Source organism: Methyloversatilis sp., assembly GCF_965284615.1.
Taxonomy (GTDB): domain Bacteria; phylum Pseudomonadota; class Gammaproteobacteria; order Burkholderiales; family Rhodocyclaceae; genus Methyloversatilis.
The window spans coordinates 1,752,538-1,775,638 of record NZ_OZ260098.1 but is presented as its reverse complement, the minus strand read 5'-3'; the positions used below and the strand labels follow the sequence as shown (position 1 = coordinate 1,775,638).

The 23,101-nt window shown below is 66.6% G+C and carries 18 protein-coding genes and 1 pseudogene; 7 read left to right on the top strand and 12 right to left on the bottom strand.

Going from position 1 to position 23,101, the window contains the following annotated elements; translation table 11 throughout:
* Window positions 1–22: 22 nt before the first annotated feature.
* The 4 genes and pseudogenes from ACQ66H_RS08510 to ACQ66H_RS08495 all read right to left on the bottom strand — a co-directional run bounded on the left by ACQ66H_RS08510 (window position 23) and on the right by ACQ66H_RS08495 (window position 4,374).
* Window positions 23–1,189 (bottom strand): methyl-accepting chemotaxis protein, encoded by a 1,167-nt coding sequence (locus ACQ66H_RS08510; protein WP_430433647.1) that lies wholly within the window; start codon window positions 1,187–1,189, stop codon window positions 23–25.
* Between the two features lie 214 nt (window positions 1,190–1,403).
* Window positions 1,404–2,690, bottom strand: coding sequence for a TRAP transporter large permease (locus ACQ66H_RS08505; RefSeq protein WP_430433646.1), 1,287 nt, complete (start codon window positions 2,688–2,690; stop codon window positions 1,404–1,406).
* A pseudogene (locus tag ACQ66H_RS08500) lies at window positions 2,687–3,309 on the bottom strand (TRAP transporter small permease). The gene ACQ66H_RS08505 and the pseudogene ACQ66H_RS08500 overlap by 4 nt, the downstream one beginning before the upstream one ends.
* Window positions 3,310–3,369: 60 nt before the next feature.
* Complete coding sequence (locus ACQ66H_RS08495; RefSeq protein ID WP_430433645.1) at window positions 3,370–4,374, bottom strand: TRAP transporter substrate-binding protein; 1,005 nt, start codon at window positions 4,372–4,374, stop codon at window positions 3,370–3,372.
* Window positions 4,375–4,557: 183 nt separating this feature from the next.
* Between ACQ66H_RS08495 and ACQ66H_RS08490 the strand changes: the two genes are divergently transcribed.
* Both ACQ66H_RS08490 and ACQ66H_RS08485 read left to right on the top strand, forming a co-directional pair.
* Complete coding sequence (locus tag ACQ66H_RS08490; protein ID WP_430433644.1) at window positions 4,558–6,486, top strand: sensor histidine kinase; 1,929 nt, start codon at window positions 4,558–4,560, stop codon at window positions 6,484–6,486.
* A gap of 5 nt (window positions 6,487–6,491) precedes the next feature.
* Window positions 6,492–7,088, top strand: coding sequence for a response regulator transcription factor (locus tag ACQ66H_RS08485; RefSeq protein ID WP_430433643.1), 597 nt, complete (start codon window positions 6,492–6,494; stop codon window positions 7,086–7,088).
* A 204-nt stretch (window positions 7,089–7,292) separates the two neighbouring features.
* Here the strand turns inward: ACQ66H_RS08485 and ACQ66H_RS08480 are convergent, their stop codons facing one another.
* From ACQ66H_RS08480 to ACQ66H_RS08470, 3 genes are all read right to left on the bottom strand, one after another.
* Complete coding sequence (locus ACQ66H_RS08480) at window positions 7,293–9,077, bottom strand: acyl-CoA dehydrogenase (protein ID WP_430433642.1); 1,785 nt, start codon at window positions 9,075–9,077, stop codon at window positions 7,293–7,295.
* Between the two features lie 78 nt (window positions 9,078–9,155).
* The gene (locus ACQ66H_RS08475; RefSeq protein WP_430433641.1) at window positions 9,156–10,091 is read right to left on the bottom strand and encodes an electron transfer flavoprotein subunit alpha/FixB family protein; all 936 of its coding nucleotides are present in this window, start codon (window positions 10,089–10,091) and stop codon (window positions 9,156–9,158) included.
* Window positions 10,092–10,101: 10 nt separating this feature from the next.
* A complete protein-coding gene (locus ACQ66H_RS08470; RefSeq protein ID WP_430433640.1) occupies window positions 10,102–10,854 on the bottom strand; it encodes an electron transfer flavoprotein subunit beta/FixA family protein in 753 nt (250 codons plus the stop codon).
* A 116-nt stretch (window positions 10,855–10,970) separates the two neighbouring features.
* Here ACQ66H_RS08470 and ACQ66H_RS08465 point away from each other — a divergent pair, with 116 nt between their 5' ends.
* From ACQ66H_RS08465 to ACQ66H_RS08450, 4 genes are all read left to right on the top strand, one after another.
* Window positions 10,971–11,540, top strand: coding sequence for a TetR/AcrR family transcriptional regulator (locus ACQ66H_RS08465; protein ID WP_430433639.1), 570 nt, complete (start codon window positions 10,971–10,973; stop codon window positions 11,538–11,540).
* Window positions 11,541–11,648: 108 nt separating this feature from the next.
* A complete protein-coding gene (locus ACQ66H_RS08460; protein WP_430433638.1) occupies window positions 11,649–13,025 on the top strand; it encodes a phosphomannomutase/phosphoglucomutase in 1,377 nt (458 codons plus the stop codon).
* 123 nt (window positions 13,026–13,148) lie between these two features.
* Complete coding sequence (locus tag ACQ66H_RS08455) at window positions 13,149–14,384, top strand: EAL and HDOD domain-containing protein (protein WP_430433636.1); 1,236 nt, start codon at window positions 13,149–13,151, stop codon at window positions 14,382–14,384.
* 19 nt (window positions 14,385–14,403) lie between these two features.
* A complete protein-coding gene (locus ACQ66H_RS08450; RefSeq protein WP_430433635.1) occupies window positions 14,404–15,243 on the top strand; it encodes an HDOD domain-containing protein in 840 nt (279 codons plus the stop codon).
* Between the two features lie 62 nt (window positions 15,244–15,305).
* Here the strand turns inward: ACQ66H_RS08450 and ACQ66H_RS08445 are convergent, their stop codons facing one another.
* The 3 genes from ACQ66H_RS08445 to ACQ66H_RS08435 form a co-directional block, all read right to left on the bottom strand.
* Window positions 15,306–15,599 (bottom strand): hypothetical protein, encoded by a 294-nt coding sequence (locus tag ACQ66H_RS08445; protein ID WP_430433634.1) that lies wholly within the window; start codon window positions 15,597–15,599, stop codon window positions 15,306–15,308.
* Window positions 15,596–18,214 carry an alanine--tRNA ligase gene (alaS, locus tag ACQ66H_RS08440; RefSeq protein WP_430433633.1) on the bottom strand — a complete coding sequence of 873 codons (2,619 nt, stop codon included), beginning with the start codon at window positions 18,212–18,214 and terminating at the stop codon, window positions 15,596–15,598. Before alaS ends, ACQ66H_RS08445 begins: the two co-directional genes overlap by 4 nt.
* A gap of 97 nt (window positions 18,215–18,311) precedes the next feature.
* Window positions 18,312–19,334 carry an LLM class flavin-dependent oxidoreductase gene (locus tag ACQ66H_RS08435; RefSeq protein WP_430433632.1) on the bottom strand — a complete coding sequence of 341 codons (1,023 nt, stop codon included), beginning with the start codon at window positions 19,332–19,334 and terminating at the stop codon, window positions 18,312–18,314.
* A gap of 192 nt (window positions 19,335–19,526) precedes the next feature.
* Between ACQ66H_RS08435 and glpK the strand changes: the two genes are divergently transcribed.
* Complete coding sequence (gene glpK / locus ACQ66H_RS08430; RefSeq protein ID WP_430433631.1) at window positions 19,527–21,038, top strand: glycerol kinase GlpK; 1,512 nt, start codon at window positions 19,527–19,529, stop codon at window positions 21,036–21,038.
* Window positions 21,039–21,045: 7 nt separating this feature from the next.
* On the opposite strand, the gene ACQ66H_RS08425 is transcribed toward glpK, so the two are convergent.
* Both ACQ66H_RS08425 and ACQ66H_RS08420 read right to left on the bottom strand, forming a co-directional pair.
* Window positions 21,046–21,696, bottom strand: a complete 651-nt coding sequence (locus ACQ66H_RS08425; protein WP_430433630.1) for a response regulator — start codon at window positions 21,694–21,696, stop codon at window positions 21,046–21,048.
* Complete coding sequence (locus ACQ66H_RS08420) at window positions 21,693–23,075, bottom strand: histidine kinase (protein WP_430433629.1); 1,383 nt, start codon at window positions 23,073–23,075, stop codon at window positions 21,693–21,695. The genes ACQ66H_RS08425 and ACQ66H_RS08420 overlap by 4 nt, the downstream gene beginning before the upstream one ends.
* Window positions 23,076–23,101 lie beyond the last annotated feature (26 nt).

Here is a 23,101-nt window from a genome sequence, read left to right as displayed (position 1 = left end):
TCATGGTCGGAATCGAAGCGTTTCAGATCTGGAAGGTGCGCAGGCTGGCTTCGAGCTCGCGCGCCGAGCCGGCAACCGATTCGCCCTGCGACGCGGTCTGCGCCACGCCGCGTGCGTTGTCCTCGGACAGCGCGGACAACTCGCCCGCGTTGCGCAGGATGGCGTGCGCCGTGGTGTCCTGTTCGCGCATGCTGGTCGCCACTTCACCCGACTTGTTCACCAGTTCTTCCATGCGGTGCAGGATGGACTCGAAGGTTTCCACCGCGCCGCGCGAGGTGGTCACGGCGCCGCTGACGCGTTCGCTGGCCTGACCGACGCGCTCGACCGTTTCCTGAGCGTCGTGGCGGATCTTGGCGACGATCTGCTCGATGTCCGCGGTCGAACCCTGGGTGCGCTGCGCAAGCTTGCGCACCTCGTCGGCAACCACAGCGAAGCCGCGACCCTGCTCGCCGGCCCGTGCCGCCTCGATGGCCGCGTTGAGTGCCAGCAGGTTGGTCTGGTCGGAAATGTCCTTCACCACGTCGTTGATCTTGGCGATCTCTTCGGAATCCTTGACCAGGCGCTCGATCACCTGCAGCGACTCTTCCATCTCCTTGGCGATGCGGCTGACGCCCTCCATCGACACTTCGAGGTCCGTCTTGCCGCTGCGCGTGCTGTCGCCCGCGGCGCGCACGATGCTGTCCATGTCGGCCGACAGGTCGGCGACCTGGCGGGCCGAGGCGGTCATCTGCTCCATCGCCTCGGCGACGGTACGGATGCGGTCAGCCTGGCGCGAACCGGTCTCGTTGGCGGCGATGGTCAGCTTGGACAGTTCTTCAGCCGAACTGGTGAGCGTCAACGACAGGGTCGTCATCTTCTCGATCAGCTTGCGGAAAGACTTGCAGGCCTGGTTGTACTCATAGCCCAGCCAGGCAAAATCGTCCTTGCCGGACAGGCTGAGCTTGTGATTGAGCTTGCCTTCGGCAAGGCTGTGCATGGCGTTCACCAGCAGTTCGGCGCGCTGGCCGAAGCCAGTGCCGAACCAGATACCAACGCCCATGATGACAGTGGCACATACCACACCGGCTGCAATCAGTCCGGTCACTCCCGGGAACAGCATCTGCTGCGAGCCGAACACTGCGATGCAGACGACGGACGCAAAGATGGAGTGAAAAAGGAAGGCTTTGCGGATGCTCAGCATGTTCTTCATGTGTCTGTTCCCTGTTTTCGGTTCACTACATGGCCAATATCGACAGGTGCTTATAAGACTTTAGTTATACGAAAGCGCACCGTCGATCTCCTCGTAGGACCATTTACGACTGTCGGCACTGCGGACTTGAGCAGGGTGTCTGCAAAAAAGAAAAACGCCGCGCAGAACTTCACGCGGCGTCAGAACTGCGGGTGGCAGTGGTGTCAGGTACGCATCAGCTGATCATGCCCAGCGTCCGCGGCAGCCACAGCGACAGCGTCGGCCAGTAGGTCACCAGGCCGAGGAATCCCAGCATCGCGAGCAACCACGGCCAGACGGCGACCGTCAGTTCCGTGATGCCCATCTTCGTGATGCCCGACGCCACGTACAAGTTGAGGCCGACAGGCGGATGACACATGCCGACTTCCATGTTCACCACCATCATGATGCCGAAGTGGATCGGGTCGATGCCGAGCTTCACCGCCACCGGAAACAGGATGGGCGCGAAGATGAGCACGATGGACGACGGCTCCATCACATTGCCCGCCAGCAGCAGGATGACGTTGACCGCGAGCAGGAAAGCGATCGGACCTAGGCCCTGACCCAGCATCCATTCGGCAAGTGTCTGCGGGATGTTCTCGTTGGTCATGATGAAGCTGAACAGCACCGCATTAGTGATGATGTAAAGCAGCATCGCGCTCATGTTGGCCGAGTTCAGCAACACCTTGGGCACATCGCGCAGACCCATGTCGCGATAGACGAACACCGCGACAATGAAAGCGTACACCGCGCTCATGGCCGCCGCTTCCGTCGGCGTGAAAATGCCGGTGTAGATGCCGCCCATCACGACGATGATCAGCAGCAGGCCCCAGGCCGACTCGCGGAAAGCCTTCAGACGCTGTGCAGTCGTGGCTTTCGGCTGACGCGGATAGTTGTACTTGCGCGCCCGATACCAGGTGACGAAGCCGAGCACGCCAGCCAGCGCCAGGCCGGGTATGACGCCCGCCATGAACAGCGCGCCGACCGAGGTGTTGGTCGCCACCGAATACATCACCATCACGATTGAAGGCGGGATCAGGATGCCCAGCGCGCCCGAGGTCGAGATCACACCGGCGCCGAAACGGTTCGGGAAGCCCGCCTTGACCATGGCCGGCAACAGGATGGAGCCGATGGCCACAACCGTTGCCGGGCTGGAGCCGGACACCGCCGCGAACAACGCACACGCCACCACGCCGGCCAGCCCCAGACCGCCGTGCCAGTGTCCGACCAGTGAGGTCGCAAAGGCGATCATTCGCCGCGCCACCCCGCCGTGGGTCAGGAAATTGCCGGCGAGGATGAAGAACGGGATCGCCATGATCTCGAACTTCTCGATGCCGGTGAACAGCTTCAGCGCCACCGACTCCAGCGGCACCTCTGTCATCGTGAACAGGAAGGTGAGCACCGTCAGGCCGAGCGAAATCGAGATCGGCATGCCGGTCAGCATCAGCGCGAACAGCAGCGTGAAAATGATCAATGCGTTCATGTGCGCATCTCCTTGGCGGCAGTGACGATTTCGTCCTCGTCCAGCCCATCGACATGGCCGTGATCGTGATGCGGCAGTTCACCGGTGCGCAGGAAACCCACGGTCACCTGAAGGAAGCGGAAGCACATCAGGAAGGAGCCGAAAGGGATGGCCGAGTAACAATCCAGGTCGGCCATTCGAGATCGGGCGTGGTCGGGCCTTCAGGGATATCCGTCACATCCAGACCGAGGGCGCTGAACACGGCGTAATGGGCGCCGTTCTCCCAGACGAACTGCGCGCCCAACGTGCCCACCGTCGCCGTGAAGAGCGCGCCGGCGAGCAGGCCGAAGACGACGAACTTGCCGCGGTTCTTCGGACTCAACTGGTTGATCAGCACATCGACACCGACGTGTATGCCCGTACGCACGCCGTAGGCGGCACCGAACTTGGCCATCCACACGAACATGATGATCGTCAGTTCCTGCGCCCAGCTCAGGTTGATCGACAGCAGCCAGTCCTGCACGCCCGGAATGGCGTAACCAGCCAGATAACGGTGCACCACGGCGACGAACACGATGATCGTCGCGGCACCGATGAGTGTGGCGATGAGCCACTCCTCGAGGTGATCGAGAAATTTCATGGGGTCCTCCGTACGGAGAGTGAGGTCGCGGTGGCCGGAAGCACGGTCACCGCGCGGGGATTACAGCTTGGTGGGGTCGAATGCGGTTTCTTTGTAGATGTCGGCGATGATCTGCTCGCCGATGCGGCTTTCCATCTTCTTATGCACCGGCACCAGCGCCTTCTTGAAGGCCAGGCGTTCCTCCGGCGTCGGTACGTAGATCTGCGTCTTGCCGCTCTTGCGGATGCCTTCCAGCGAAGCGTCGTTTTCTTCCTTGGCGATCTTGTTCGCGTAGTCGGTCAACTCCTTCATCGCCGTCTGCAGCTGCGTGCGCACGTCAGCCGGCAGACCATCCCAGAACTTCTTGTTCACGATGACGGCGTAGCCCAGATAGCCATGATCGGTCACCGCCATGTGCTTCTGAACTTCATGCATCTTCTGCGTGTACATGTTGGAGTGCGGGTTCTCAGTGCCGTCAACCACGCCGGTCTGCAGCGCCTGGTACACCTCGGAGAAGGCCATCACCTGCGGCAGCGCACCCAGCGTGCGGATCTGCTCTTCAAGCACCTTGGACGACTGGATGCGCAGCTTCTTGCCGCGCAGGTCGGCCGGCGTCTTGATCGGCGTGTTGGCCGAGAAGGACTTGAAACCATTGTCCCAGAACGACAGGCCGACGATGCCCTTGGGTTCCAGCTTCTTCAGGATGCTGGCACCGAGCGGCCCCTGGGTCACCTTATGCAGTTCGGCGTAGTTGTCGAAGATGAAAGGCAGGTCGAACACCTCGAACTCCTTAACGCCCAGCGGGCCGAACTTGGCCAGCGACGGTGCCAGCATCTGCACCGCGCCCAGCTGCAGCGCCTCCATCTCTTCCTTGTCCTTGTACAGCTGGCTGTTCGGATACACCTCGACCTTCACCTTGCCGCCGGTCAGTTCCTCGGCGCGCTTCTTGAAGAAATCGGCCGCCTTGCCCTTCGGTGTCTCGGTCGCCACGACGTGGCTGAACTTGATCACGATGGGCTGCTGCGCCAGCGCAAACGGAGTCAGGCCGAGCGTGAGCAGGCCGAAAAGCATGGAATGAAGTTTCATGGTGTCTCCTCTTGTGTATGAAGGCCACACGGCGCGAACGGCCAATGTGATGTCTGGATTGTGGTCGGCGGGGGTGGCTGCGGCCATTGTGGATATCCGCAACCGCGCGGCCGCTGTGGAAAACCGAAGTCCCCAGCGCCACGTGTGCACTTATATGATGTGCCCATCGCACGCACCGTCGCCATGACCACCCTCCCTCACTCCTCACCGCTGCACGCGGCTTCTCACCACGCCGGTCCGGGCTGGTACTGGATGGTGCCGCGCGTGGCCATCCCGCTCTTCCTGCTGGCCATCGGCACGCTGGTGTGGTGGCTGCACCGCAACGATCTGGACGAGCAGCGCGCAACGATGATCAACGACGTGCTGTGGATGGAGCAGGACCTGCGCTTCCATCTCGACCGCAATGCCGAGCAGATGGCACAGATCGGGCGCGAGGCGGCCGACGGCCGGCTCGATGCGCGGGTGATCGAGGCACGCCAGCGCAACATGATCGCCAACGGCCACGGCCTGCTGCGCGTCAACACCATCGCGCACATCGACGGCGACGACCCGGATCTGTCCGGCCCCGCGCGGCTGGCGGAGCAGCTCGGCCGCGCCGCCTACCTGCCGCCCTACGCGACGGCCGACGGCGACGTGCATTTCGACGTGCTGGTGCCGCTGGGCGGCGGTCAGGGCTGGATGCGCGGCACCTATTCGATCGAGCAGATGCTGTCGCAATCGGTACCCTGGTGGTTCGCCGAGCGCTACAAGCTGGACGTGATCGACAACACCGAAACCGTGCTGGCCAGCAAGTCCAAGGTGGCGGCCGAACACGACGAAATGAACTATGCGCTGGTGTTCGATCCGCCCGGTCACGGCCTGCGGCTGCGTGTCACCGCCTACCGCAGCGAAACCCGTCTGTTGCCGGCGCTGCTGGTGGTGACCATCGTCGGCCTGGCGTTCACGATGCTGTGGAGTCTGTGGGCGCTGCGTCGTCACCTGGTGCGCAGGCTCGAAGCCGAACAGGCGCTGCGCGAGGAACACACCTTCCGTTCGGCGATGGAAAATTCGCTCAGCATCGGGCTGCGCGCGCGCGACCTGAGCGGCCGCATCACCCACGTGAACCCGGCCTTCTGTCGCATGGTCGGCTGGAGCGCCGAGGAACTGATGGCGATGCGCCCACCCATGCCCTACTGGGCGCCGGAAGAGGCCGAACACATCCGCGCGCTGCACGACGGCATCCTGGCCGGCGGCGCGACTTCACACGAAGCGCTGGAACTGAAGTTCATCCGCCGCAACGGCGAACGCTTCGACGTGCTCATTTCGGAGGCGCCGCTGGTCAACGCCGACGGCCGTCACGTCGGCTGGATGAGCTCGGTACTCGACATCACGGAGCGCAAGCAGGCGGAGGAGCTGTACCGGCAGCAGCAGGAAAAGCTGCAGTTCACCGGCCGCCTGATCACCATGGGCGAAATGGCATCGACGCTGGCGCACGAACTGAACCAGCCGCTGTCGGCCATTGCCAGCTACAGCACGGCCTGCCTCAACATGGTCAACAACGGCAGCGGCTCGCTGGCCGACCTGAAGGAGCCGCTGGCGAAAATGAACGCGCAGGCGCGCCGCGCAGGCACCATCATCCGCCGCGTGCATGAATTCGTCCGCCGCTCAGAGCCGAAGCGCGTCGCCTGTTCTCTGAACGACGTGGTCGAGGAAGCGCTGGGCCTGATCGAGGCTGACGCGCGCAAGCGCGACATCCGCATTTCCAGCTCGCTGGCCGGCGCCCTGCCCGCGGTCAGCGCCGACCGGGTGATGATCGAGCAGGTGTTACTGAACCTGATCCGCAACGGCATGGACGCAATGGCCGCCTGCCCGCTGGAACGACGCCGACTGCTGATACAGACCAGCGCCGACGCCGAAGGCGTGCAGGTGTCGGTGCGCGACAGCGGCAGCGGCATCCCGCCGGAAGTGGCGGACAAGCTGTTCGCCCCCTTCTTCACCACCAAGCCGGACGGCATGGGCATGGGTCTCAACATCTGCCGCTCCATCGTCGAACTGCACCGCGGCCGGCTGTGGTTCGAATCCGCAGACGGCGGCGGTACCGTGTTCATCCTGAAGCTGCCGGCCGGGGAGTGAAGCCGATGAGCCAGATCTTCATCGTCAACGACGACGAAGCCATCCGCGACGCGCTGGGCTGGCTGTTCCGCTCGCGCGGCCATACCGTGCGCACCTGGCCGTCGGCCGAGGCGCTGATCGGCAGTGGCGAGATTGCTCACTGCGGCTGCCTGCTGCTGGACATCCGCATGGACGGCATGAGCGGGCTGGAGCTGTTCGGCTGGCTGCACGAGCACGGCCACGACATGCCGGTCATCTTCCTGACCGGCCACGGCGACGTGCCGATGGCGGTCGGCGCGATCAAGCAGGGCGCCTTCGATTTCGTCGAGAAGCCGTTCAACGACAACGAACTGGTGGACCGCGCGCTGGCTGCGCTGGACATGCACCAGCAACAGCTGTCGAAGCGCGCCGCGGCGCAGGCCATCGAGGAGCGTGTCGCCCAGCTCACGCAACGCGAGATCGAGGTGATGGAGCGCGTGCTGGCCGGGCAGATGAACAAAGTGATCGCCAGCGACCTCGGCGTCACGATGCGCACCGTGGAAGTCCATCGCGCCCGAATTTTCGAGAAGATGGGCGTGCGCTCGGCTGTGGAGCTGGCGCAGGTACTGGCGGCCAGGAAGTAGCGCCGCGCACCTTCATCGCCCCTGTCGGGGTCAGAAGCCCCCTCCCACAGAACTCCGGTCCAGGCTCCGGCGGTGAGTCGGGCGCAAGCCCTTTGGGAGCGGCCTTGGCCGCGACAGGGCCGCTGCGGCCCGCTGGCTTCGACGCAGAGTGCCGTCGGGGTCAGAAGCCCCCCACGGAATCCCGGTTCCGGGATGGGGGCCGGACTAAAGACCCGCCGCGTCGTCCAGCGTCGCGGCGGCGCCGCTGCACACCATGTGCGCCAGACCGCCGCACTCGCTCAGTACATGATCGGCATAGAAGCGCGCGGTAACGATCTTGGCGCGCAGGAAATCGGCGTCGCCCTCGCCAGCGGCCAGCCGCTGCTGCGCCAGCAGGGCGCCGCGCGCAAGTTGCCAGCCGCCCGCCACGCGGCCGAACAGCATCAGCAGCGGCACGGCGCCGGCCAGCACGGCACGCACATCGCTGCGCCAGTGCGCGACGACGAAATCGACGCTGCGTTCGAGCGCCGACGCCGCCTCGCCCAACGGCACGGACAGCACCTGCAGCCGTGCGGCATCGAGCGCCGCGACGACATCGCGCATGTCGGCGATCACCGCGCGCGCGGCCGCACCGCCGTCGCGCGCGATCTTGCGGCCGACCAGATCGTTCGCCTGTATGCCGGTCGTGCCCTCGTAGATATTGGTGATGCGCGCGTCGCGCAGGTACTGCGCGGCGCCGGTTTCCTCGACATAGCCCATGCCGCCGTGCACCTGCACGCCGAGCGAGGCGATCTCGTTCGCGCCTTCGGTGCTCCAGCCCTTGACCAGCGGAATCATCAGTTCGACGAAGGCCTGGGCGCGCGTACGTTCGGCCTCGTCTGCATGGCGCGCTGCGCGGTCGCGTGCCGCCGCGGTGACCGCGGCCAGCGCGCGCATCGCCTCGACCTGCGACTTCATGCGCAGCAGCATGCGGCGCACGTCCGGGTGGCGCACGATGGCCACGCTGCCGCCGCCCTTCACGCCCGCCTCGCCGCCCTGACGCCGCTCGTTGGCGTACTCGCGAGCTTGCTGGAACGCGCGTTCCGCGACCGCGATGCCCTGCAGACCGACCGCGTAGCGCGCGGCGTTCATCATGATGAACATGTACTCGATGCCGCGGTTCTCTTCGCCGCACAGCCAGCCGGTGGCGCCGCCGGCATCGCCGAAGGCCATCACGCACGTCGGGCTGGCGTGTATGCCCAGCTTGTGTTCGAGCGACACGCAGCGCACGTCGTTGCGCGCGCCCGGGTTGCCATCGGCATCGGGAATGAACTTGGGTACGATGAACAGCGAAATGCCCTTCACCCCGTCAGGCGCACCCGGCGTGCGCGCCAGTACGAGATGCACGATGTTGGACGCCAGTTCGTGCTCGCCGAAGGTGATGAATATCTTCTGCCCGAATACGCGGTAACTGCCGTCGGGCTGCGGCTCGGCGCGGCTGCGCACCGCCGCCAGATCGGAACCGGCCTGCGGCTCGGTCAGGTTCATGGTGCCGGTCCATTCGCCGCTCACCATGCGTTCGAGGTAGAGCGCCTTCTGCTCGTCGGAACCGCACAGCGCCAGCGCCTCGATGGCGCCCGCGGTCAGCAGCGGACACAGCGAGAACGCCATGTTGGCGCCCATCACCATCTCCTGGATCTGCGCCACCACGAGGTGCGGCATGCCGGCGCCGCCGTGCGCCGGGTCGCAGCCCATGCCGTTCCAGCCGTTGTCGGCATAGGCGCGATAGGCCTCGGCGAATCCGTCGGGCATGCTGACCTTGCCGTCCTCACCCAGCTTCGCGCCAACGCGGTCACCGGTGCGATTCAGCGGCGACAGCACCTCGCCGGTGAAGCGGGCGGCCTCCTCCAGCACGGCGTCAACAACATCCGGACTCGCATCCTCGTACCCTGGCAAGGTCACCACTTCGTTCAGACCCGCCAGTTCCAGCGCAAAACGCATGTCCTGCAGCGGCGCGACGTATTCGCTCATGAGGCTCTCCTCCATCGGGCTCTGGCGGCCCTCGAAATTGATCAGTGACGGCAGCGGGCAGATGCCGCCCGCTGCGGATCAGTCCAGTGCCTGCACCAGTTGCGGAACCAGTTCGAACAGGTCGCCGACCAGACCGTAGTCGGCCACCTGGAAGATGGGCGCGTCCGGGTCCTTGTTGATGGCGACGATCACCTTCGAATCCTTCATGCCGGCCAGGTGCTGAATCGCACCGGACAGCCCGACTGCAATATAGATGTCGGGCGCGACGATCTTGCCGGTCTGGCCGACCTGATAGTCGTTCGGTGCGTAACCGGAGTCGACGGCGGCGCGGCTGGCGCCGAGTGCGGCACCGAGCCGGTCGGCCAGCGGTTCGAGCACGCTGTGATAGGCCTCGGCACTGCCCAGTCCGCGCCCGCCCGACACGACGACGCGCGCTGCACCCAGTTCCGGGCGGGCCGATTGCGACAGTTCCTGCGACACATGGGCGGACAGTCCGCTGGCCGCCGGCGGTGTCACCGCCTCGACCGGCGCGGCACCGCCGCTCGCCGGCAGCGGGTCAAAGGCGGTCGCGCGCACCGTGATCACCTTGACCGGATCCGCGCTCTGCACCGTCGCCAGCGCATTGCCGGCGTAGATCGGTCGCACGAAGGTGTCGGCCGACACCACCTCGACGATGTCCGACACCTGCGCGACGTCGAGCGTGGCCGCGACGCGGGGCATGAAGTTCTTGCCGAAGCTGCCGGCCGGTGCCAGCACGTGGCTGTGTCCGGCGGCGACCGCCAGCACCGCTGCGGCGAGGTCTTCCGCGGTGGGGTGAGCCAGATGTGCGGCATCGGCACTCAGCACCTTCGCAACACCCGGCACCGCTGCCACCGCAGCGGCTGCGCCGGCGCAGCCGCTGCCAGCGACCAGCACGGTGATGTCGCCGCCGATCTTCGCCGCGGCAGCCAGGGTGTTCAGCGTGGCGGGGCGCAGGCCGGCGTTGTCGTGTTCTGCAATGACCAGAATGCTCATATGGGGCTCCTCAGCGCAGCACTTTGGCTTCGTCGCGCAACTTCGCGACCAGTTCGACCACCGAGGCCACCTTGATGCCGGCCTGACGCTTCGGCGGCTCGGCCACCTTCAGCGTTTTCAGGCGCGGCGCGACATCGACGCCCAGTTCGTCCGGCGTCACCGTGTCGAGCGGCTTCTTCTTCGCCTTCATGATGTTGGGCAGGCTGGCGAAGCGTGGTTCGTTCAGCCGCAGGTCGGTGGTGACCACCGCCGGCAGCGCCACACTGACGGTTTCCAGGCCGCCATCGATTTCACGCGTCACGGTCGCCCGACCGTCGGCGACGCCGACCTTGGATGCGAAGGTGGCCTGCCCCCAGCCGAGCAGCGCAGCCAGCATCTGGCCGGTCTGGTTGGCGTCGTCGTCGATCGCCTGCTTGCCGCAGATCACCAGCTGCGGCTGTTCGCGACCGGCCACCGCCTTGAGCAGCTTGGCCACCGCCAGCGGTTGCAGTTCGACATCGGTATTCACATGGATCGCGCGGTCGGCACCCAGCGCCAGCGCAGTGCGCAGCGTATCGACGCAGCCGGCGACGCCGCAGGAGACCGCGACCACCTCGGTCGCCACGCCCGCCTCCTTCAGCCGCACCGCCTCTTCCACCGCGATCTCGTCGAACGGATTCATCGACATCTTCACGTTCGCGGTTTCAACGCCGCTGCCATCGGCGGCAACGCGGATCTTCACGTTGTAATCGATCACCCGTTTGACCGGGACCACAATCTTCATGCCTGTGCCTCCTGTGTGCCGCTCACGGTTGCACGCACCCATACGGATGCGTATGTTCAGTCCATACGCTAGCGTATGCTTCACTTCGAGGTGAACAACGCCGCAGGAATACCGCCATGCCCGACACCGCCGCCCGCCCACAGACCGACCGCGACACCTGGGTGCGAGCGGCCACCCAGACCCTGGCCGACAGCGGTGTCAACGGCATACGGGTAGAGACGCTGGCGCGCGGTCTCGGCCTGACCAAGGGCAGCTTCTACTGGCACTTCAAGGACCGCCGCGCCCTGCTCGATGCCGTGCTGGAGCACTGGCGCGACGGCCGCATCGACGACATCCGCAACCGCACGCAATCTGCGCCCGGCGACGAGATCGCGCAACTGCAGCATGTGATCGACACCTACAGCCTGGCGCGCAACCGCCGCGGCATGCAGGTCGAACTGGCGCTGCGCGACTGGGCGCGCCACGACCAAGCGGCGCGCGCCGCCGTCAACGAAGTGGACAGCGTGCGTCTGGAATGCGCTGCAGCGCTGTTCCGCGCCGCCGGCTGCGACGCCGACGAAGCGATCAATCGCAGCCTGCTGCTGTATGCCTATGTGTTCGGCCTGGGCATGATGGATGTTCCGCGGGACACGGCGCGACCGGCGGCGGCACGCCAGTTCATCGCCAACCTGATCACGGGTCGTTGATATTTTGCAAAACAATGCCGCGCGGCCGTCATCGTTCGCACGGGATAATTGATGCAATGCCGCATCCGTGCGGGCCTACAACAGAACAGAACGCAGAAAGGAAAACCGATGTCCTTCCCGGCACCCGAAATCTTCAAGGCCTACGACATCCGCGGCATCGTGGACAAGACGCTGACCGCCGACGCGGTGCGCGCCATCGGCCACGCACTGGGCTCCGAGGCGGTGAAGCGCGGTCAGCGCACCATCGCCGTCGGCCGCGACGGCCGCCTGTCCGGCCCTGAACTGGCGGGTGCGCTGGCCGAAGGCATCAATGCCGCCGGCGTCGATGTGCTGGATATCGGCTGCGTGCCGACGCCGCTGTCCTACTTCGCCGCCTTCGATCTCGGCACCGACAGTGCGGTCAGCGTGACCGGCAGCCACAACCCGCCCGACTACAACGGCCTGAAGATGGTGCTGGGCGGTCAGACGCTTTACGGCGACATGATCCAGGACCTGCGCCGCCGCATCGTCAACAACGATCTGGTGCACGGCCAGGGCACCACCCGCCACGCCGACGTGCGCGACACCTACATCACCCGCGTCACCGGCGACGTGAGGCTCAAGCGCCGGATGAAGGTGGTGATCGACTGCGGCAACGGCGTCGCCGGCGACATCGCACCGCGCCTGTTCGAAGCGCTGGGCTGCGAAGTGGTGCCGCTGTTCTGCGAAGTGGACGGCAATTTCCCGAACCACCACCCAGACCCGTCCAAGCCGGAAAACCTGGAAGACGTGATCCGCGTGCTGGCCGCTGGCGACGCCGAAATCGGCCTCGCTTTCGACGGCGACGGCGACCGCCTGGGCGTGGTCACCCGCGACGGCGAAATCATCTACCCGGACCGTCAGCTCATGCTGTTCGCCGCCGACGTGCTGTCGCGCCAGCCCGGCGCGCAGATCGTCTATGACGTCAAATGCACCCGCCTGCTGGCACCGTGGATCCGCGAACACGGCGGCGAGCCGGTCATGTGGAACACCGGCCACGCGCTGATCAAGGCCAAGCTGAAGCAGAGCGGCGCCGCGCTGGCGGGCGAGATGAGCGGTCACATGTTCTTCAAGGAGCGCTGGTTCGGTTTCGACGACGGTCTGTACGCCGGTGCCCGTCTGCTGGAGATCCTGTCTGCGGCGCCGGACGGCAACGCGGTGCTGAAGGCGCTGCCGACCGCCACCTCGACGCCCGAACTGAACCTGAAGATGAACGAGGGCGAACCGCACGCGCTGATCGCCGAGATGCAGAAATCGGCGGTTTTCGACGGCGCCCGAGACATCATCAAGATCGACGGCCTGCGCGTCGAATACGCCGACGGTTTCGGGCTGATGCGGGCATCGAACACGACGCCGGTGGTCGTGCTGCGGTTCGAGGCGGACGACGCCACGGCGCTCGAACGCATCCAGGCGGATTTCCGCCGCGTGCTCGGCAGCGCCCGCCCGGACCTCGCCCTGCCCTTCTGAACGCACCGTTCCCCGGCGCCCGGTCGGGCGCCGGTTTCCGGCGCTCGGCCGAAGCCGTCATCGCCATGAAATAAACCCCGCTCGCACCCTAAATGTGGCGGCCGGAATGCCGACAACAGAAGCATGCTCACTGCCGCCACAAACAACATCTATGTAGGCCGCCAGCCCATACTGGACCGGAGCCAGGCGCTCTACGCCTACGAGTTGCTGTTCCGCTCCGGGAACGTCGAACAGGCCGAATTTCACTGCGACGTCAGCGCCACCGCGCGGGTGATCACCTCGGTGTTCAACGAACTCGGTCTCGAACAGGCGCTGGGCGACGCTTTCGGTTTCATCAACGTCAGCGAGGACATGCTGATGTCCGAGGCGCTCGAACTGCTGCCGGCGGACAAGATCGTCATCGAACTGCTTGAAACCGTTCCGCCAAAGCCTGCAGTCATCGCGCGGGCGCGCGAACTGGTGCGCAAAGGCTTCCGGCTGGCGCTCGACGACGTGCTCGATCTGGAAGAGAACTACAAGCCTCTGATCGAGATCGCTTCCTTCATCAAGATCGACCTGCTGGGCGTCGCCCCCGACGCGCTGCCCGATCTGGTCGAACGCTTCCGGCCCTACTCGGCCAAGCTGCTGGCCGAAAAGGTCGACAGCGCCGAACAGGCCCGGCGCTGCCACGAACTCGGGTTTGCCTATTTCCAGGGCTATTTCTTCGCCCGCCCGAGCGTGCTGAGCACCCGCACGCTGAGCGCAGGCGAAACGACCCTGCTGCGCCTGCTCGGCATGGTGATCGGCGACGCCGACACGTCGGCAATGGAACCGCTGATCAAGCAGGAGCCGGCGCTGCTGGTGAACCTGATGCGCATCACCAATTCGGTCGGCAGTGGCAGCAAGCGTCAGATATCGACCGCACGCGAGGCGATCACGCTGCTCGGTCGCCGTCAGCTGCAGCGCTGGCTGCAGCTGCTGTTGTTCTGTACGCAGGGCAGCGGCAAGGCGCACACGCCGCTGCTCAACATGGTGGCGACCCGCGCACGCACGATGGAACTGCTGGCCGAGCGCTGCGACATGCGTGACGGCGACCCCGACAGCGCTTTCCTGACCGGCATCCTGTCACTGCTGCCGGCGCTGCTTGGCGTGTCAATGGACGAAGTGCTGAAGACGCTGACTGTCGATCGCAGCATCCACAGCGCGTTGACCGACGGCTCGGGCACGCTGGGCTCACTGCTCCGGCTGCTGCGCTGCTGGGAGGAAGACGCCACGACCGACTTCGCCGCCACGCTGGCCGCTCTGCCGCCGCTGAGCGGCGAAGATTTCACCGTTGCCGTGTCCGAAGCCATGGGGTGGGCCGCCGGCCTCGGACAATGACTGCCGGAAAGACGCAGCAATGATTTCCCGTACACATGCCATCGAACGCCTGTTCGCCGCGGCTGGCCAGTTGCCGAGCATTCCGCGCGTCGTGCAGAAGATGATCGAGACACTGCGCGACGAAGACGCCGATCTGCTGCCACTGATCGGTGAGATCCGCACTGATCCGACCATTTCCGCGCGTGTGCTGAAACTTGCCAACTCGGGCTACTACGGCAGCCGCCGTGCAGTGGGGTCGATCGACGAGGCGGTGTCGCTGATCGGCACGCGCGCGATGCGCACGCTGGTGATCTCGGCCGGCGTCAGCATCAGTTTTCCCAAGGTGCCGGGCGTCAACCTGCAGTCGTTCTGGCGTCACGCACTGCTGACCGCGTCGATCACATCGCAGCTGGCGCGACGCGCCGGCGAGAACGCCGAGCGCGCCTACAGCGCCGGTCTGATGCTGCGCGTCGGCCAGCTGATGATCCACATCGCCTTCCCGCGCGTCGCCGACGAAATCCTGCGCGAATGTCAGGGGCTGGGCATGAGCGAGCGCGCGACGGTGGAACAGCACAAGCTGAACACCCATCACTGCGAGGTCGGCGCCGAACTGGCAATGCGCTGGAACTTCCCGGACGATATTGCAGCCGCGCTCGAGTACTACTGCCAGCCGCGCAATCCGGACGCCAGTCTGCTCGCCCGTCTGGCCCATCTGGCCGCGCAGTGCGCCTTCGAACTCGAACAGCAGACTGCGCCCGAGGACATCGTGCAGCGGCTCGACAACACGGTGACCGACATGTGCGGACTCGACCCCGCCGGCATCCTGCAGGACATCCGCAGCTGCGCCGAGCGTGCGGCCGGTGACCAACAGGCGGACTGAAGGCGCCACGCCCGCGCTGCAATGAAAAATGCCGCCCGCGGGCGGCATTTTCGTTACGGCGTTCAGCGCATCTTCGGATTCAGCGTGCCGCGGTTGTAGTCCTTGTCGCCGGGCAGGATGGTGCGGGTGCCGAACCAGCCGCCCTGCGCACCTTCCGGTCGCAGATGATTCTGCGGGTAGGTGTCGGCCACCTTCTTCGCCTCGGCCTGCTTCGCCGCATCGACGAAGCGCCAGCGGCCGTCCGGCATCAGTTCGACCTTTTCGCCGGCGGCGGTGGTCGCCTCGATCACCGCGCCCTCGCCGGCCAGCGCGCACGCCGAAGCCAGCGCCATCAGCAACACTGCTGCGATTTTCATCCGAGCTTTCCTTCCACCCATTTGCCGACACCGGCCAGCGCCGCCGGCAGGTTGTCCGGCTGGGTGCCGCCCGCCTGCGCCATGTCCGGCTTGCCGCCGCCCTTGCCGCCGACCTGCGCAGCAACGAAATTGACCAGTTCGCCCGCCTTCACCTTCGCCGTCAGATCCGGCGTGACACCGGCGATCAGGCTCACCTTGCCGTCGCTCACCGCGGCCAGCACGATGGCGGCCGAGCCGAGCTTGTCGCGCAGCTTGTCCAGCGTTTCGCGCAGCGCCGGCACGTCGGCACCTTCCATCACCGCGGCCAGAACCTTGGCGCCGCCGACCGCAACCGCCTGCGCCGCCAGCTCGTCGCCCTGGCTGGCGGCGAGCTTGCTCTTCAGGCGGGCGATCTCCTTTTCCAGCGCGCGCACGTTGTCGATCACCTGGGCGATCTTGGCCGGCAGCTCATTGGCCGGCGCCTTGAACGCGGCGGCCGCTTCCGACACCAGCCTGTCCTGACGCTGCACGAAGGCCACCGCGTTCTCGCCGGTGATGGCCTCGACGCGGCGGATGCCGGCGGCCACACCGGCTTCGACCGTGATCTTGAACAGGCCGATGTCGCCGGTGCGCGCCACGTGAGTGCCGCCGCACAGTTCGCGCGACGAACCGATGTCCAGCACGCGCACCTCGTCGCCGTACTTCTCGCCGAACAGCATCATCGCGCCCGACTTCTGCGCGTCCTCGATCCCCATTACGCGCGCCTGGGTGGCGGCGTTGGCGAGAATCTCTGCATTGACGATGCGCTCGACGCGGGTGATCTCGTCGTCGGTCATCGGCGCGGTATGCACGAAGTCGAAACGGGTCTTGTCGGCGTTGACCAGCGAGCCCTTCTGCTGCACGTGATCACCGAGCACCTCACGCAAGGCCTTGTGCATCAGGTGAGTGACCGAATGGTTGCGTGCGGTCGCGGCGCGGGCGCGCACATCGACGCGCGCGCTCACGCTGTCGCCGACCGCGATGCGGCCGGTACCGACGACGCCGTGGTGACCGAACACCGCGGCCTGTATCTTCAGCGTGTCCTCGACCTTGAAGATGCCCTGTGCCGCGCGCAGTTCGCCGCGGTCGCCGACCTGACCACCAGATTCCGCATAGAACGGGGTTTCGTCGAGCACCACGACGCCCAGTTCGCCCTCGTGCAGTTCGCTCACCGGCGCGCCGTCGCGGTATAGCGCCACCACCTTGCCGGCCGCGTCCAGCGTGTCGTATCCGCGGAAAGTGGTCTGTACGCCGTCGTACTCCAGCGCGGTCGCCATCTTGAACTTGCCGGCGGCGCGCGCCTGTTCCTTCTGTCGCGCCATCGCGGCGTCGAAGCCTTCGGTATCCACCGTCACGCCGCGCTCGCGGCAGATGTCGGCGGTCAGGTCGAGCGGGAAGCCGTAGGTGTCGTGCAGCTTGAATGCGGTTTCGCCGTCCAGCGCGGCGCCCTGCGCCAGCGCGGCCAGTGCCGATTCAAGGATGTCCATGCCGTTGGCGATGGTCGCAAAGAAGCGCTCTTCCTCCTGTCGCAGCACGTCCATCACCTTCTGCTGCGCTGCCGCCAGATCCGGGTAGGCAGCGCCCATCTGCGCCACCAGGTCCGGCACCATGCGGTGGAAGAAGGCGGCGCGCGCGCCCAGCTTGTAGCCGTGGCGGATGGCGCGGCGGATGATGCGGCGGAGCACGTAGCCACGACCTTCGTTGCCCGGGATGACGCCGTCGGCGATCAGGAAGGAACAGGCGCGGATGTGGTCGGCCAGCACCTTCAGCGACGGATTGTCGAGGTCGGTGGTGTGCGTTTCACGCGCGGCCGCCGCGATCAGCGCAACGAACAGGTCGATCTCGTAATTGCTGTGCACGCCCTGCAGCACGGCGGCGATGCGCTCCAGACCCATGCCGGTGTCCACGCTGGGCTTGGGCAGCGGATGCAGCACACCCGCCTCGTCGCGGTTGTACTGCATGAACACGTTGTTCCAGATTTCGATGAAACGGTCGCCGTCCTCGTCCGGCGAACCCGGCGGCCCGCCCGGAATGTGCGCGCCGTGGTCGTAGAAGATTTCGGTACACGGGCCACAGGGGCCGGTGTCGCCCATCATCCAGAAGTTGTCCGAGGCGTAGCGCGCGCCCTTGTTGTCGCCGATGCGGATGACGCGCTCGGCCGGCACGCCGATCTCTTTCGTCCAGATGTCGAAGGCTTCGTCGTCTTCGGCATAGACGGTGATCGTGAGCTTGTCTTTCGGCAGCTTGAACACCTCGGTCAGCAGCTCCCACGCAAACGCGATGGCGTCGCGCTTGAAGTAGTCGCCGAAGCTGAAGTTGCCCAGCATTTCGAAGAAGGTGTGGTGACGCGCGGTATAGCCGACGTTTTCCAGATCGTTGTGCTTGCCGCCGGCGCGCACGCATTTCTGCGAGGTGGTGGCGCGGTTGTAGCTGCGCTTGTCGAAGCCGAGGAACACGTCCTTGAACTGGTTCATGCCGGCGTTGGTGAACAGCAGCGTCGGGTCCTCGTGCGGCACCAGCGAGCTGGAAGCCACGATCTGGTGGCCCTTGGAAGCGAAGAAATTCAGGAAGGCGGAGCGGATATCGGCGCTGTTCATGGTCGGCAATCAGGATTTCAGGGCGCGCGCTGCGGCGCGAAAACAGTCGCGGATTCTAGCATTCGCGCCGCCGCCGGCCCGATGGCCGTAGCAGCGTTCAGGCGACGGCAGGCTCCGCACTGACGCCGGCCACCTCGGCGACGATGCGACAGGAACGCAGGCGCAGCGCGAAGTCGTGGATATCGGTCACCACCATCAGTTCGTCGGCGCCGGTGCGCTCGACCAGCGACGCAAGGCCGCGGCGCACGGTATCGGGCCCGCCGACCACCGCTTCGGCGAGGAAGGCATCGACCGACGCCTTCTCGTGCCCGGCCCACAGCGGCGTCATGTCGGCCACCGGCGGGCGCAGCCGCAGCGATTCGCCACGCAGCAGCGCCAGCACGCGCTGCTGCGTCGAGGTGGCGAGCCAGCGTGCCTCGTCGTCGCTGTCGGCGGCCACCACCGGCACACCCAGCATCAGGTGCGGGCGGTCGAGCACGGCTGACGGCCGGAACAGTGCGCGGTACATGCGGGCCGCCTCCAGCATCATGCGCGGTGCGAAATGGGCGGCGAAGGCATAGGGCAGGCCCAGCTGGGCCGCCAGCTGCGCACTGAACAGGCTGGAGCCGAGCAGCCACACCGGCACTTCGGTGCCTTCGCCCGGCATCGCACGCACGGCCTGACCCGGCTGCGCCGGGGCCAGCAAGTCACGCAGCTCTGCCACCTGCTCCGGGAAGTCGTCGCCGTTGCTCGACAGATCGCGGCGCAGCGCACGCATGGTCGCGCGGTCGGCGCCCGGCGCTCGGCCGAGACCCAGATCGATGCGCCCCGGGTACAGCGTCGCCAGCGTGCCGAAGTTTTCCGCCACCACCAGCGGCGCGTGATTGGGCAGCATGACGCCGCCCGAGCCGACACGGATGCGCGAGGTCTGGCCGGCCACGTGGCCGATCAGCACGGCGGTCGCCGCGCTGGCGATGCCGTCCATATTGTGGTGCTCGGCCAGCCAGTATCGCTGGAAGCCGAGCTGCTCGACGTGGCGCGCCAGTGCGACGGATTCCTGCAGGGCATCAGCCACGCTGCCGCCGTGGCGCACCGGCACCAGATCGAGCATGGACAGTGGAATGGTGAACGGTTCGGACATCGGGACTCCAGCTTGAAAGTACTGCGGTGAAGGCGGGCGTCGGCGCGGCGCGCCCTGCCTACGCTGCTCGCCGGCATGTCAGTGGATATCGGGGCGGCGCGAAAGTTTGCAAGCACGCGCCGGCCCGGTATCGTCGGGCCTGCCGCCAGCGCGCGCGTACCCGCCCCAGTCACATCGACCCGCGAATGGAGGATGACCGCCGTGACCGCCTCTTCGAACACTGCACAGCGCTTCATTCTCGCCCTCGACCAGGGCACCACCAGTTCGCGCGCGCTGGTGTTCGACGCCAACGGCCGCGTCGTCGCGATGGCTCAGCGCGAACTGCCGCAAAGCTATCCGCAACCGGGCTGGGTCGAGCACGACGCGCTGCGCATCTGGACCGACACACTCGCCTGCGCGCACGAAGCCCTGCTGCGCGCCGCGGTGAAGGCAGACGGAATCGCCGCCATCGGTATCACCAACCAGCGCGAAACCGTGCTGCTGTGGGAGCGCGCAACAGGCACCCCGCTGGCGCCGGCCATCGTCTGGCAGGACAGGCGCACCGCCGACACCTGCGACCGCCTGCGCGCCGACGGCCACGAGGACTTCGTACGCCACCGGACCGGACTGGTGCTCGACCCCTACTTCTCGGCCAGCAAGATCGCCTGGCTGCTCGACCACGTACCGGGCGCGCGCGAACGGGCGGAACGCGGCGAACTGGCCTGCGGCACGATGGACAGCTGGCTGGTGTGGCAACTCACCGGCGGTCGCCGTCACATCACCGATCTCACCAACGCCAGCCGTACCCAGTTGCTGGACATCCGCAGCGGGCGCTGGGATGACGAGCTGCTGGCGCTGTTCCGCGTGCCGCGTGCGCTGCTGCCCGAGGTCGTGCCTTCCAGCGGCCTGCTGGCCGAAACCGACGCCGCGCTGTTCGGCCGCGCGCTGCCGGTGAGCGGCATCGCCGGCGACCAGCAGGCGGCGCTGTTCGGCCAGGGCTGCAGCATGCCCGGTCTGGCGAAGAACACCTATGGCACCGGCTGCTTCATGTTGATGCACACCGGCCGCGAAGTCATCGCCTCGCGCCACGGCCTGCTCACCACCTGCGCCGCGCAGACGACAGACGCGATCGAGTACGCGCTCGAAGGCAGCGTTTTCGTGACCGGCGCCTTGGTGCAGTGGCTGCGCGACGGCCTCGGACTGATCAACCGTTCGTGCGACGTCGAGGCGCTGGCTGCGAGCGTGCCGGACAGCGGCGGCGTGACCGTCGTGCCGGCTTTCACCGGGCTCGGCGCACCGCACTGGTCGGCCGCTGCGCGCGGAACGATGTTCGGCCTCAGCCGCGGCACGACACGCGCGCACATCGCGCGCGCGGCGCTCGAATCGATCGCGCTGCAGACGCTCGACGTGATGCGGGCGATGGAAGCCGACGCCGGCGCCGCGCTGCGCGAATTGCGCGTCAACGGCGGCGGTACCGCCAACGCATTGCTGATGCAGATGCAGGCCGACCTGCTCGGCTGCCCGGTGCGCGTGGCGCCGACACAGGAAACGACGGCACTCGGTGCGGCAATGCTGGCGGCGCGCGGCTGCGGTGTTGACATGTCGACACCGGAAGGCGACGGCCGCATCTTCGAGGTCAGGAAAACGGACCTTTACGATCACCTGGCGCCGCGTTGGCAGGCCGCCATCGCCGCCACACTGGCCTACGCGCGCGCAGCCGGCTGAGCGGCGCTTACGCGTCGGCCGCCCCCTCCGATGCGCCCAGCCCCCACTTCATCGCCAGCCGCACCAGATCGATGTCGGTGCGCGTGCCGAGCTTGGCCTTGATCTGGTAGTGCGTGTTCTGCGCGGTCTTAGGGCTGATGTGCAGCGCCTGGCCGATCTCGTCGGCCGAGCGGCCGTCGAGCAGCATGCGCAGCACCTCGAATTCGCGCGGCGACAGCGCGTCGAGCGGATTGTCGGCGTCGTTCAGCAATGCCAGCGCCAATTCTGGCGCGATGTCCGGGCTGAGCACACGGCGGCGGGCCGCGACCTGATAGACCGCATCGATCAGCACGTCGGGCGCGCAGCTCTTGGTGACGTAACCAAGCGCACCGGCGCGCAGCGCCTGCGACGCGAACAGCGGGTCGCGGTGCATGCTGAACACCAGGATGCGCGCACGCGCGTCGCGCTGCACGAGCCGGCGCACCAGTTCGACGCCACCCATGTCGGGCAGCCCGAGATCGAGCACGACGACATCCGGCTGCACCGCGCGGAAGGCGGTCAGCGCCTCGTTCGCGGTGGCCGCTTCGGCCTCGATGCGCAGGTCGGCGCGACGTTCGAGCAGGCGCCGGTATCCCTCGCGCACCACGGCGTGGTCATCGACCAGAAGCAGACGGATCATGCGGGCACCTCCTGCAGGTTGGCGGCCGGGCTCGGCCGTCCGGCGTCGGCCGGCACGATGACTTCGACGCGCAGGCCGCCCTCGTCGCGCAGCGTCAGCGTCAGCCGGCCGCCCAGCGCCTGCACGCGCTCGCGCATGCCGAGTACGCCGAGCCCGCCGTCGAAGGTCGCCCCGGGTTCCGAGCGGCCGTCGTCGTTGACGCACAGCCGCAGTTCGTTGCCGTCGCAGCGCAGGGTCACCGCGATGTGGCGCGCGTCGGCGTGCTTCTGCGCATTGGTCAGGCTTTCCTGGACGATGCGGTAGAGGCTCACGTTCAGGTTATCGGCCAGTCCGCCGACGTCGCCGTCTATCTTCAGCGTGTGCAGGCAGCGGCCGTGACTGCTGCGGTTGCGGCTGTCGATCAGCTGTTCCAGGCTGGCCGCCAGGCCGAAGGCTTCCAGCCCAACCGGCCGCAGTTCGCGCAGGATGAGCTGCAGCACTTCCATCATGTGCGCGGTAATGCGCGAAATCGCCTCAGCGCTGGGCGTCAGCGCCGGCAGCTGGTCGTGCGCCAGCTCGCGCGCATAGGCCGCTTCGGCCTGTATCGAGGTGAGGCACTGCCCCAGCTCGTCGTGCAGTTCGCGCGCCAGCCGGCGCCGCTCTTCCTCGCGCACTTCGAGCAGCCGGCGCGCCAGTTCGCGCTGCTCGCCCATGGTGTGTTCAAGTCGCTGCGCAAGGTGGTTGAACACGTCACTGATGCGCTGCAGCTCGATCAGTTCGAAGGAGGGCAAGCGCACCGACAGGTCTCCCGCCTCCATACGCCCGAGTCCGCGCAGGATGTCGTCGGTCGGCCGCAGCACGCGGCGCACCGGCAGATAGACCAGCACGTTGAGCAGCAGCACACCGGCGGTGATGATCAGCAGGTTGCGGATGTCCGACCACACCGACTGGGCGACGCTGGCGAAATTCGGCGTCACCGTCAGTTCGCCCACCTTGATGCCCGGATACTTGCCGACCGGCCCGATATAGCGCGCCTCCTCGCCGACCACGCTGCGCATCAGCGACGCCGGCAGCCAGCGCGGCGCCTCGGCGTCGCCGAAGCAGCGCTGCACCACCGGCCGGCTGTAGATATCGGTCACCGCTGCACAGAAGTGCACCAGCCGCCCTATCCCTTCCAGCCCGGTCAGTTCGATGCCGTGCAGATCGCGCACGAAGGGCGGCGTCGCGCGCGCGATTTCGGTTTCGATCAGCTGCTTCATCGTGCCGCCGGTGCGCGGCAGGTCGGCGTGTAGGCGGTCGCGGGTCTGTTTCAGCGTGACGGCAATCGCGCAGAGCAGCAGCACGAGCGCGAACAGCGTGATGCGCAGCAGCAGGATGCGCTTGAGGTTGACGCGTTTCATCGGCAGGGACAATCGAGAGGGTGACC